We start from the raw sequence: 12,139 nt of genomic DNA, 5'->3' as shown, positions 1-12,139 counted from the left end.
CCGCATCCAGACCCAGATCGCGGAGGGTGTCGAGCACGCCCGGCCCGAGTGGCTCGTCGCCCGCCACCCGGGACCCGGGCGGCGCCGCCGCCTCCACCGCCAGCAGCAGCGCCTCGGTCCCGCCGCCCGCGGTCGCCCACGCCTCCGGTTCGAACGGCCACCCCGGAGCGACGGCATTGCGCAGACGCTCGGTCATCAGTTCCCGCCCGAACACATTCAGCGTCTCGGCGTCCAGACTGGACAACAAAGCGTCGGACAGGGACGGCTGTAGCGCCAGATCGGGTGCATTCTGCGCCAGATCGACGCCGCGCCAGTCGGGGATGCCGCGCTCGGGCACGCTGTCGAGCGGCGGGAGAACCACGGTGCCGCCGCGGCGGCGGGTCTGCACGAAACCGTGCTCCTGCAACCGGCCCCACGCGCTGACGATCGCACCGACACTGAGATCGGTCGCCTTCGCGAGTGCGCGGACGGTCGGCAGGCGGTCGCCGGGGCTCAGCTCACCCGACTGGATGAGGTCGGCGACGGCGTCGGCCAGTTCCGCTGTGCGGCCGTCGATTCGTTCGAGCAACCACTCCGGAGCAATCGTCTCCGACTCCATCACCGCTGACATCCACACCCCTTCGATCGACAACCACTACCGGCCCCGCCCCGGGCCGGGTCATTGCGCGAGTGCGCCCACCGGTTCACGGAGGAGGACGTCGGGCGTGCCGGGCAGTCGCAGACGCTCGAGGAACTGCACGATCTCGGCGGCGACGGACCGGTGGGACACGTCGTTGAGGATGTCGTGCCGCCCGTCGTTCACGACGACCACCCGGGCGCCCGGCAACGCGGACGTGACGGCGAGGACCTCTGCCGCCGGGCTGAGGACGTCGGCGCCACCGTGGACGACGAGGACGGGAACCTGCACGTGGGTCAGCGAATCCGCCGTGGCGATCGGTGTCTCCGCGCCGAGCGTGCCCCGGTCGAGAGCGTCGTCCGCGGCCAGGACGCCCCGGTGCACCGGACACGCCGAGCGGATCTCGAGTTCGCCGTCCCACCCTCCGGTGAAGGAGTCGGTGCCCGCGACGAGCAGACCGGCGGCCACGACCCCGGACACGGCCGGATGGGTGGCGGCGAGGTCGAGCGCGGTGAGGGCGCCACTGTCCGACCCGACGACGGTGAGCGGGAGACCGGACTCGGCGTCGGCGATCACCCGAGCGGCCGCGGCGGGGTCGTTCTCCACCACCGCGACGCGGTAGCCGTCGAACGCGATCCGCCGGGCGAACCTGCGGTACACGTGAGCATGCTCACCTCGGCCGGCGACGACGATCACCGAGCCACGCGCGGTCGCTTCGGGTTCCAGCCAGTCGATGTCCACTGATTACCTCACTCGGGGTGGTTGTTCGCAGGATTGACTGCGTCACCCTGACTCACCCGCGCGCGGTGAAACAAGAGTAAAGCTCGAGCAGAACAAAACGCGTGTCTTCTCGTCGCACTTCGTGTTTTGTTCCGAACATATTCGTTTTGTGATCGACCCCCGGCCAATCAAGAGTATCGACGAAGGGACAGGCACACCGATGCCCGAGACCACAGGGTTCGCGACCCGGCAGGTCCGCACCGGCTATCAACCCGGCACGCCGCAGAACACCGCGATCCCCCCGATCTACCAATCGGTTGCCTACGACTTCGGCAGCTTCGACCAGGCACGGGACATCTTTTCCCTGCGCCGCAAGGGAAACCTGTACAGCCGCACGGGGAACCCCACCCAGGCCGTGCTCGAGCAGCGGCTCGCCGACCTCGACGGCGGTGTCGCCGCGCTGGCCACCGGGTCCGGGCAGTCCGCCGTCGCGGTCGCACTGCTCACCCTCGCCAAGTCGGGGCAGCACATCGTCGCGGCGCGGCAACTGTACGGCGGCACGGTCGACCTGCTCACCGACACGTTCGCGGACTTCGGGATCGACGTCACACTCGTCGACCAGGACGACCTCGACGCCTGGCGTGCGGCCGCGCGCCCCGAGACCCGGGCCTTCTTCGCCGAGACGATCGGCAACCCCGTCGCCTCCGTCCTCGACGTCCGGGCCGTCGCAGACATCGCGCACGAGGCCGGGGTACCACTGATCGTCGACAACACGATCGCCACCCCGTACCTGCTCCGCCCCAGAGACTTCGGCGCCGACATCGCCGTGTACTCGGCCACCAAGTTCATCGGCGGGCACGGAACGTCGCTGGGCGGGGTGATCGTCGACCTCGGTACATTCGACTTCGGCGCGGAGCCGCGGCGCTGGACCCAGTTCACCGAGCCGTATCCGCGGATCGGCGACCTCGTGCTGTGGGACGAGTTCGGTCGCGACCGGAGCGCGTACCTGGTGTACGCGAAGACGAAGGTCGTTCACGATCTCGGACCCGCACTGTCCCCGTTCAATTCGTTCCAGCTGCTCCAGGGGCTGGAGACGCTGGATCTGCGGCTGGAGCGGCAGGTCGGTTCGGCGCTGGCGATCGCACAGTTCCTCGACGGCCATCCCGCGGTCGCGAAGGTCAATTACCCCGGACTGCCGGAGAACCGGTGGCACGACGCGGCCCAGCGGTATCTGCCGCGCGGCGCCGGCTCGGTGTTCTCCTTCGATCTCGCCGTCGACGACGCGAAGGTCGCGAAGTTCGTCGACTCGCTGCAACTGTTCGCCATCGTCGCCAACATCGGCGACGCCCGCTCGCTGGTGGTGCACCCCGCCACCACCACGCACAGCCACCTCGACGACACGCAACTCCGCGACGCCGGATTCGGCTACCGCACCGTCCGATTGTCCATCGGACTGGAGAACCTGGACGACCTCGTCGACGATCTGCGTGCGTCGCTCGACGCCATCACGGAGGAATGACATGCATTTCGGCTACTGGACGCCCATCTACGGCGGCTTCCTGCGCAACCTCGGCGACGAAGGCATGCCCGCCACCTGGGACTACGTCAAACAGCTGTCGCAGCTCGCGGACCGGCTCGGATACCACACCACCCTCGTGCCCGAGCTCTACCTCAACGACCGCAAGGGCGTCGACGCACCCAGCCTCGAGGCGTGGTCGCTGTCGTCGGCGATCCTCGCGGTCACCGAACAGCTCCGGGTGATGACGGCGGTGCGACCCGGATTCCACCTGCCCGCGGTCACCGCGAAGGAATCCGCGACGATCACCGACATCGCCGGCACCACCGACGCCGGTGCGGCACGGTTCGCGCTCAATGTCGTCGCCGCCTGGTGGGAGGAAGAAGCCCGGCAGTACGGCGGCGCGTTCACCCGGCACGACGACCGGTACCGGCAGGCCACCGAATTCGTCGACGTCCTGCGCGGACTCTGGGAGCACACGCCGTTCAACTACCAGGGCGAGCACTTCAGCGTGCGCGACTCGATCCTGTCGCCGAAACCCGCAATCCATCCCCCGGTCTTCGCGGGCGGCGAGAGCGAGAGCGGCCGCGAATCCATCGCGACGTTCGCCGACTCGTACGTGCTGCACGGCGGCACCGTCGACGAGGTGCGCACCAAGATCGCCGACATGAACGCGCGGTCGCAGCGAATCCACCAGCGGGACATGGCCGAATTCGGCATGTCCACCTACATCATCGTGCGCGACACCGAAGCCGAGGCCCGCGCCGAACTCGAACGCATCACCACCGTCGACCCGCACTCGCCCGGGTACGCGTCGTTCGAGGAGTTCGTGAAGAACTCCGAACTCGACGTCGAACTGTCCCGGCGCGAATACTCCGTCGGCACCCGCGGACTGCGCCCCGACCTCGTCGGCACACCGGAACAGGTCGCCGAGAAGATCCGCGCCTACCAGGACGCCGGCCTCACCCTGCTGCTCATCCAGTGCTCCCCTGCCCACGAGGAACTCGAGCGCATCGCCGAGCAGGTGTTCCCGCTCGTCCCCACCCGTGAGTACTTGTTAACCACCGGCGGTTAACAAGTACTCACGGGGGCCTTGACCGGACCCCTCGTCGCGAGTAAGGATCGAAGAGCGCGAGGGGATTCGTCATGGCAGACATCGAAGTCGACTATTGCGTCGTAGGAGCCGGATTCGCCGGACTGACGGCGGCGCTGCGTCTGAAACAGGCCGGGCACACGGTTGCACTGATGGAGGCCCGCGACCGGATCGGCGGGCGCACGTTCACCGAGACCCGCGACGACGGTTCGTGGATCGATCGGGGCGGCGCGTGGATCGGGCCGGGGCAGGACCGGATCTACGCCCTGATGGACGAATTCGGCGTCCCGAGTTACAAGCAGTACACCGACGGCGACGCCATGATGGTCGTCGACGGCAAACAGTACCGGTACAAGGGCACGATTCCCCTGACGATGAGTCCCTGGGCCACGGCGAATCTCGGCGCCGTGTTCTTCGAACTCGGCCAGATGTGCAAGACGATCCCGCTCGAGGCGCCGTGGGAGGCGAAGAAGGCCGCCAAGTGGGACGCGATCAGTCTCGCGAAATGGCTCGGCGACAACACGTTGTCCAAACCTGCCCACGACCTTCTCGAGACCGCCGTCGCCGGTTGCTACACGTCCGCCGCGTCCGAGGTGTCGATGCTGTTCGTGCTGTATCAGATGGCGTCCGGCGGCGGTCCCGGTTTCGTGCTCGGAGTGAAGGACGCGGCCGAGGATGCGCGGCCGGTCGGCGGGATGGGGGCCATCTACCGTCCGATGGCAGCCGAGATCGGCGACGCGCTCCACCTGTCGCAACCCGTCCGGGACGTCGCGCAGGACCGCGACGGCGTGACCGTCCGCTCCGCGGACCTGGCCGTGCGGGCGCGGAGAGCGATCGTCGCGGTGCCTCTCGCCATCGCGAGCCAGATCCTCTACGAGCCACTGCACCCGATGGATCGGTCGTTCCTGCACCAGAGGATGCCGAGCGGCGCCGTCATGAAGATCGCCGTCGTCTACGACGAACCCTTCTGGCGCGCCGACGGATTGTCGGGGCAGTCGGCGGCCCCCGACTCCCCCGCGACGATCACCATCGACGCGTGCACCGACACCGGACGACCCGGAGTTCTGTGCGTGATCGTCGAGGGACCGATCGCCCGCACGCTGGGGACGCTGCCCGAAGCGGACCGGAAGAAGGCGGTGCTCGGCGAGTTGACCGCACGGTTCGGGGCCTCGGCGGCCTCCCCCGTCGACTACATCGAGCAGAACTGGAGTCTGGAGCGGTACTCCGGCGGCGGCATGCTCAGCCACGCGCCGACGGGGGTACTCACCCAGTTCGGCCACGCCCTCCGCGAGCCGTGCGGTCGCATCCACTGGGCGGGCACGGAGAGTTCGTCCGTGATGTGCGGCTGGGTCGACGGCGCCGTCCGCTCCGGTGAACGCGCCGCCCGCGAAGTCACCCAGCGCGACGGCGTGCTGTCACCCGCCCATGCTCAGTAGTAGACGGCGCCCGGCGCACCCCCGCCGACGGCAACCGCGTCGCCGGTGATCCCGACACTGCGCGGCGACGCCAGGAACGTGACGACATCCGCGACCTCACTGGCGTCGACCAGCCGGTGGATCGAGTTGGTCGCCAGCCGAGACTCCAGTTCGGCAACGGGCACCCCTTCCGCCTCGGACTGCTCCGTCAACCGGTCGACGAGTCGTTCCGTCCGCGTCAATCCGGGATGCACCACGGTGACGTTGACGCCGTGCGGTCCGAGTTCGTCGGCGAGGTTCTTCGTCAGCGCCGACACCCCGACGTTCCGGACGGTCTGTGCGATGGAGTTGGCCTGGCGTGCACCGAGCCCGCTGATGTTGATGATCCGTCCCCACCCCTGCTCGACGAGGTGCGGTGCCACCGCGCGGGCGGTCCGCAGATAGCCGAGCACCTTGATCTCGAGTTCGCCGCGGACCACGTCGTCGGTGGTGGACGCGAAGTCGCTCGGCTTGCCCGCGCTCCACGGTGTGGCGGCAGCGTTCACGAGAATGTCGACGCCGCCGAGTTCGTCCACGGTTTGCTGCACGAGGGCGCGCACCGACGTATCGTCGCCGGTGTCGGTGGGTACCCCGATGACCCGCCGTCCGGTCTCCTGCGACAGCGTCTTCGCGGCCAGTTCCAGTGCCTCGGCGCCCCTGGCCGCGAGCACCACGTCGACGCCCTCCGACGCGAGGCTGCGCGCGATCGCGAGACCGATTCCGCGGCTGCCGCCGGTGACGACGGCGCGCTTGCCGCTCAGACCGAGATCCATTGTGTTCTCCTCATCTCCGCTGTCCGCCCCTCGATTCGAGGGTAGGACCGCCACGGTCGGGAGTCACGGATTCGGTTCAGCGTGAGGCCAATTGCGCTCCGCACCCGTGCGTGGTTGACGAGTCCAGAGACTCGCCGACCACGCACGGGCGGCGAAGCCGCCTACCGCTGGATCGACTTGATCTCCAGGAACTCCTCGAAGCCGAGGACCCCGGCCTCGCGGCCGATGCCCGACTGCTTGTACCCGCCGAACGGGGCGTTGGTGTTGAACGCCCCGCCGTTCACCTCGACCTGGCCTGCGCGCAGCTGCCGCGCGACCCGGTCGGCCCGCTCCTGGTCGCCGGACCACACGCCGGCGGCGAGCCCGTATTCCGTCGCGTTGGCGATCCGCACCGCGTCGTCCTCGTCCTGGTATCCGATGATGGACAGGACGGGACCGAAGATCTCCTCCTTGGCGATAGTCATGTCCTCGGTGACGCCGGAGAACACGGTGGGGCCGACGAAGTAGCCCGTGCCCTGGCCGGTCTCCCGGCCGTCGAGGACGGCGCGCGCACCTTCCGCGATGCCCTGTTCGATGTAGCCGCGGACCCGCTCGAGCTGGTTCGAGTTCACCAGCGGCCCGAGCACCGACGTCGCGGCCGTCGGGTCGCCGACGGAGTAGTTCTGCGCGACCTGCGCCGCGATGGCGGAGGCCTCGTCCACCTTGTCCGCCGGCACCAGCATCCGGGTGAGCGCCGAACAGGTCTGGCCGGAGTTGAGGAAACACTTGGCCACCCCGTCGGTGACCGCCTTCGTCAGGTCGGCGTCGTCGAGGATGACGTTCGCCGACTTGCCGCCGAGTTCGAGTGCCACCTTCTTCACCGTCTCGGCCGCGACCACCGCGACCCTCTTGCCCGCGCGGGTGGAGCCGGTGAACGAGACCATGTCCACCTCGGGGTGGCCGGCGATCGCCTCGCCCACGACGGGCCCGAATCCGCTGACGAGGTTGAACACGCCTGCGGGCAGACCGATTTCGTCGAAGATGTCGGCGAGCGCGTAGGTGGCGAGCGGCGCGACCTCGGTCGGTTTGAGCACCACGGTGCAGCCCGCGGCCAGCGCACCGCCGACTTTCAGCACCACCTGGTGGAGCGGGAAGTTCCACGGGGTGATCGCACCGACGACACCGATGGGTTCGCGCACGATCAGCGAGTTGCCGACCTCGTGGGCGTCGAAGTCGTAGGTGGCGGCCAGTTCGGCGAACGCGGCGAGGTTCGCGAGGGGCATCCCGATCTGGATGGGCTTCGCGAATCCGAGCGGCATGCCCATGTCGCGGGACACCAGGGCGGTGAAGTCGTCGAGGCGCTCCTTGATCAGGGCGGCCGCCTTCCGGAGGTACTCGCCGCGTTCCGTGCCGCTGAGCGCGGACCATGCGGGGAAGGCGGCTCGTGCGGCAGTCGCGGCGCGATCGACGTCGTCGGGGGTGCCCTCGGCGACCACCGCGATGACGTCCTCCGTGGCCGGGTTGACCACGTCGATCCGGCCCGTCCCCTGCGAATCGACCCAGGATCCGTCGATGTAGATCTTGGTCCGGTCCAGAACTTCGCTCATCGATCTGCCTCCAGTGAAAGTGTCGCGGAAACCTTGCGCCCGCAGCCTACGACCGGAGCCCGCCGATTCGGGGCGAATGCGATCTCCCCGAACCGCCCACTGGGACGGCACCGATCGCGGACCATCGACGTACGCCGCACAGTCAGCAGGAGGAGCGATCAGATGCGCACGCAGTCACCGGCACGCACCCTTCTCGGAGTACTCGGTATCGCCGCCGCACTCACCGCCTCGGCGTGTGGCTCGACGGACGAGTCGGGGACCGCCGAACCCTCGCCCGGCGGCCTCACGTCGACGACTTCGGAGGCGGCCACCACGACCACCACCACCGCGCCGTCGCCGACCGGGACGAGCACTGCGCACCCCGACCGCTGCCTGATCGGCGAACTGCAGGTGACGCTCGGCCAGCCCAGCGGTGCCGCCGGATCGCAGGAGATCCCGCTCGTCTTCACCAACACCGGCACCCGCGACTGCATCCTCCACGGATACCCGGGGGTGTCGTACGTCGCGGCACCGGACGGCCCGCAGGTGGGTGCGGCGGCCGAGAGAGACGGCGGAACGGAGACTCCCGTGACGGTCGCTCCGGGCGCGCGGGCCACCGCCGCGGTGCGTGCCACGGTGGTGCAGAACTATCCCGCCGACACGTGCGGCCCCACACCGGTCGCCGGATTCCGGGTGTATCCGCCGAACGACACCGGGTCGGTTTTCCTCCCCTACCCCACGACCGGCTGTTCGCAGAGCGGCGTGAAGCAGCTGTCGGTGCAGCCCGTCACGGGGTGACCTTGTTCACCCGCGCCGGGTGAATCGGCTCACCCCGGGCCCGACCTACGGTCGGGATAGTCGTGGTCGCGCAGGAGGAGGGCGGAGGCATGTTCGAGATCATCCGCGAAGTGCATTCCGAGGTTCGGCACCGCCGCGGCCCGCGGCATCACCGTCATCTCCTCACCCGGCCGGGGCGCCGGGTGAGGATCATGAGACACCTCCTCATGTGATCATCCGGAGCCGGAAACCCTCCCACCAGGGCTGTTCCTTTCCTTCGCTCACCATCGGCGCGGATGGGTACTATCCGACGTCGTGACTGACAGCAGGCTGGAATCGGCGAATGTGTCCAGAGACGACTCGGACGAGTCGCCGATCGGGACCCCGCCGCAGTCGTCTCCTCTCGGTCAGTCGGTCCGCTCCGCCCGTCTCCTCGCCATCGTCGCGTCCCTCTTCGGGGTGCTGCTCACGTTGTCGCTCCCGTTCCTTCCGGTCGAGCAGGACAGCGCGACCCTCACCTGGCCGCAGAACGGCAGTACCGGAAGCGTCGAGGCCCCGCTCGTCTCCTACGCTCCGCTGAGCCTCGACGTGCGAATCCCCTGTTCGACGGTCGGCGAACTCGCCGGCCGCGGCGGGCTGCTGACCTCCACCGCCCCCGCGGGCGCCGCCGACGCCGCGAGGTACGGACTGGTCGCCAAGGTGAATCCGGCGACCGCGGACGGTCCCGCCGGCGTCGAGGTGGTGCTGCGGAACCAGGTGCTGCTGTCGTCACCGCTCGACGGGCTACCCGCCGATTGCACGCTCGTGGTGTCCTCGGATTCGACGCGGACCACCGCCGGATTCGTGACGGCAGGCCAGGACGCCCCGACCGTCGTCGACGGTGACCTCCGCCCGCAGATGGTGGGCATCTTCAGCGACCTCGACGGGCCGGTGCCCGACGGACTGCAGGTGACCGCGCAGATCGACAGCCGGTTCTCGTCGACGCCGTCGACGATCAAGTTCGTGGCGATGGTGGTGGGTGCGCTGGCCACGATTCTGGCGCTGGTGGCGCTGCACCGTCTCGACAACGTGGACGGTCGCCGGGCCCGGCGATTCCTGCCCACCCGCTGGTGGTCGTTCGGGGCCGTCGACGCCGTCGTCCTCGGCACGCTGGTGCTGTGGCATTTCATCGGCGCCTCCACCTCCGACGACGGCTACCAGTTCAACATGGCCCGCACGTCCGAGGCCGCGGGCTACATGGCCAACTACTTCCGCTGGTACGGCGTCCCCGAGGCGCCGTTCGGGTCGCCCTATTACGACCTCCTCGCGGTGCTGGCGAACATCACCCCGGCCAGCCCGTTCGTGCGTCTGCCCGCGCTGCTCGCCGGCATCGTCGCGTGGCTGGTGATCAGCCGGGAGGTCGCACCGCGACTCGGTGCCGCCGTCCGGGGCAACCGGCTCGCGCTGTGGACGGGCGGGCTGGTGTTCCTCGCGTTCTGGCTCCCCTACAACAACGGCCTGCGGCCCGAACCGATCGTCGCGGTGGGCGTGCTGCTCACGTGGTGCTCGGTGGAACGCGCCGTCGCGACCCGTCGGCTGCTGCCCGCCGCGGTGGCGATCCTGGTCGGTGCGGCCACGCTGACCGCGGGCCCGTCCGGGTTGATCTGCTTCGGCGCCCTCGTCGCCGGCGCCCGGCCGATCCTGCAGATCGTGATCGCGCGGGCCAAGACTGTGGGCTATCTGGCGCTGCTCGCGCCGCTCGTCGCGTCGGGGACCGTGATCCTGGTGGCGGTGTTCGCCGATCAGACCCTCGCCGCCGTGATGGAGATGCAGCACGTGCACGCCATCGGCCCTAACGTCCCCTGGTTCGACGAGTACCTCCGCTACCAGTACCTGCTGAACATCTCCGTCGACGGTTCGCTGTCGCGCCGGTTCGGTGTGTTCGTGATGGTGCTGTGCCTGGCGGTGACGGTGCTCGTGATGCTGCGCAAGGGCGGCCGGATTCCCGGGACGGCGACGGGACCGTCGCGGCGGCTCATCGGCATCACGCTCGCTGCGATGGGCCTGATGATGTTCACGCCCACCAAGTGGACGCACCACTTCGGCATCTACGCGGGTCTCGCCGGGTCGCTCGCCGTGCTGGCGTCGGTGGCGGTGAGCACCTCCGTGGTGCGTTCGCCACGCAACCGCGCCCTGTTCGCGGCCGCCGTGCTGTTCCTGCTGGCGATGTGTTTCACCAGCACCAACGGGTGGTGGTACGTGTCCAGTTACAGCGTCCCGTGGTGGGACAAGCCGGTGTCGATCGCCGGCCTCGGTGCGGGCACGATCCTGCTCGGCGCCACCCTGATGATGCTGCTGATCGCGGCCTGGTGCTACTTCCGCGAGCCCTACACGCGGGGCGACTCCGTGCGACGACGCCGGTTGTGGGCGCTCCCGCCGCTGACGGTGGCGGCCGCCGCGATGGTGCTGTTCGAGGTGCTGTCGATGGCGAAGGGCGCGGTTGCGCAGTACCCGGCGTTCTCCCTCGCCCGCTCCAACGTCGACGCCGTCACCGGCGCGCCGTGCGGCCTGGCCAACGACGTCCTGCTCGAAACCGATCCCAACGCGTCACTGCTGCAACCGTTGTCCGGTGACGCGGCGACCACCCTCGCGGGCACCGGCAGCGTCGGATTCAGCCCGAACGGTGTCGCCGGAGACCTGAGCGCCGACGAGGAATCGTCGGATGCCGGTGTCGCCAACTCCGTCAAGACCGACAACACCGAGCAGACGGCGTCGAGCAACGCCGCGGGCACCGGCGGCGGCGCCGGCGCGGTGGGTGTCAACGGCAGTGCCGTGGCATTGCCGTTCGGGCTGGACCCCGCGAGCACCCCGGTCCTCGGCAGTGACGGCAGCGACGGCGACGCGTCGCTGACCACCGGCTGGTACCGACTGCCCGGTGCCGAATCGGATACCGGTGCCGGTGACCTCGTCTCCATCGCCGCGGCGGGCCGCATCCGCTCCGTCGACGCGGACGGCGTCGTCACCTACGGCCAGAACCTCGAGGTGGAGTACGGCACCGCGCAGCAGGACGGCACGGTCGCGGTCGCGGGACGGGTGACGCCGATCGACATCGGTCCGGCGCCGTCGTGGCGCAATCTGCGGGTGCCGCTCGATTCCCTGCCTGCCGAGACGGATGTCCTCCGGCTGGTGGCGTCGGACACGGACAGCGATCCGCAGCAGTGGCTGGCGGTGACACCGCCGCGGGTTCCGCGGACGCAGACACTGAACGACGTGATCGGATCCGAATCGCCGGTCATGATCGACTGGGCTGTGGGCCTTGCGTTTCCGTGCCAGCGACCGCTCGATCACCGGGCCGGTGTCGCGGAGGCGCCCGAGTACCGGATCCTCCCGGACCGTCCCGGCGCGATCATGACCAGCCTGTGGCAGGACCGGTACGGCGGCGGCCCCCTCGGCTGGATCGAGATGACCCGGGCGAGCCGAACCATACCGTCGTATCTGAAGAACGATTGGGACCGCGACTGGGGTGGAGTGGAGCAGTACTCCCCGCTCGACGCCGGTGCGACGGCGGCGGAGATCGACACCACCCGGACTCAGCGTTCGGGACTGTGGAATCCGGCGCCGATCATCACCGCCTACTGAGCGTCGG

Annotated in this window: 10 protein-coding genes; 5 read left to right on the top strand and 5 right to left on the bottom strand. The window is 69.3% G+C overall.

The window, feature by feature from the left end; genetic code table 11:
- Positions 1–610: GntR family transcriptional regulator (locus tag ACFTZB_RS35910; protein WP_378439164.1), on the bottom strand; the 610-nt coding region annotated here is incomplete at its 3' end.
- A 48-nt stretch (positions 611–658) separates the two neighbouring features.
- Positions 659–1,357 carry an alpha/beta hydrolase gene (locus tag ACFTZB_RS35905; protein WP_378439162.1) on the bottom strand — a complete coding sequence of 233 codons (699 nt, stop codon included), beginning with the start codon at positions 1,355–1,357 and terminating at the stop codon, positions 659–661.
- Positions 1,358–1,556: 199 nt separating this feature from the next.
- Between ACFTZB_RS35905 and ACFTZB_RS35900 the strand changes: the two genes are divergently transcribed.
- The 3 genes from ACFTZB_RS35900 to ACFTZB_RS35890 all read left to right on the top strand — a co-directional run bounded on the left by ACFTZB_RS35900 (position 1,557) and on the right by ACFTZB_RS35890 (position 5,381).
- Positions 1,557–2,855, top strand: a complete 1,299-nt coding sequence (locus ACFTZB_RS35900; RefSeq protein ID WP_378439160.1) for an O-acetylhomoserine aminocarboxypropyltransferase/cysteine synthase family protein — start codon at positions 1,557–1,559, stop codon at positions 2,853–2,855.
- A gap of 1 nt (position 2,856) precedes the next feature.
- Positions 2,857–3,927 carry an LLM class flavin-dependent oxidoreductase gene (locus ACFTZB_RS35895; RefSeq protein ID WP_378439158.1) on the top strand — a complete coding sequence of 357 codons (1,071 nt, stop codon included), beginning with the start codon at positions 2,857–2,859 and terminating at the stop codon, positions 3,925–3,927.
- 71 nt (positions 3,928–3,998) lie between these two features.
- On the top strand, positions 3,999–5,381 hold the full coding sequence (locus ACFTZB_RS35890) for a flavin monoamine oxidase family protein (RefSeq protein ID WP_378439156.1): 1,383 nt from the start codon (positions 3,999–4,001) through the stop codon (positions 5,379–5,381).
- Here the strand turns inward: ACFTZB_RS35890 and ACFTZB_RS35885 are convergent.
- Positions 5,375–6,172 carry an SDR family NAD(P)-dependent oxidoreductase gene (locus ACFTZB_RS35885; protein WP_378439154.1) on the bottom strand — a complete coding sequence of 266 codons (798 nt, stop codon included), beginning with the start codon at positions 6,170–6,172 and terminating at the stop codon, positions 5,375–5,377. The genes ACFTZB_RS35890 and ACFTZB_RS35885 overlap by 7 nt on opposite strands.
- A gap of 161 nt (positions 6,173–6,333) precedes the next feature.
- The gene (locus ACFTZB_RS35880) at positions 6,334–7,758 is read right to left on the bottom strand and encodes an aldehyde dehydrogenase family protein (protein ID WP_378439152.1); all 1,425 of its coding nucleotides are present in this window, start codon (positions 7,756–7,758) and stop codon (positions 6,334–6,336) included.
- 162 nt (positions 7,759–7,920) lie between these two features.
- Here ACFTZB_RS35880 and ACFTZB_RS35875 point away from each other — a divergent pair, with 162 nt between their 5' ends.
- Positions 7,921–8,535 carry a DUF4232 domain-containing protein gene (locus ACFTZB_RS35875; protein WP_378439150.1) on the top strand — a complete coding sequence of 205 codons (615 nt, stop codon included), beginning with the start codon at positions 7,921–7,923 and terminating at the stop codon, positions 8,533–8,535.
- Between the two features lie 29 nt (positions 8,536–8,564).
- Here the strand turns inward: ACFTZB_RS35875 and ACFTZB_RS35870 are convergent, their stop codons facing one another.
- Positions 8,565–8,735 carry a hypothetical protein gene (locus tag ACFTZB_RS35870; RefSeq protein WP_378439148.1) on the bottom strand — a complete coding sequence of 57 codons (171 nt, stop codon included), beginning with the start codon at positions 8,733–8,735 and terminating at the stop codon, positions 8,565–8,567.
- Between the two features lie 124 nt (positions 8,736–8,859).
- Here ACFTZB_RS35870 and ACFTZB_RS35865 point away from each other — a divergent pair, with 124 nt between their 5' ends.
- Complete coding sequence (locus ACFTZB_RS35865; protein WP_378439167.1) at positions 8,860–12,132, top strand: arabinosyltransferase domain-containing protein; 3,273 nt, start codon at positions 8,860–8,862, stop codon at positions 12,130–12,132.
- Positions 12,133–12,139: the final 7 nt, after the last annotated feature.

Origin of the sequence: Rhodococcus sp. NPDC057014 (assembly GCF_042673295.1) — a bacterium.
GTDB lineage: Bacteria > Actinomycetota > Actinomycetes > Mycobacteriales > Mycobacteriaceae > Rhodococcus_F.
This window is presented reverse-complemented; position numbering and strand designations above follow the sequence as displayed.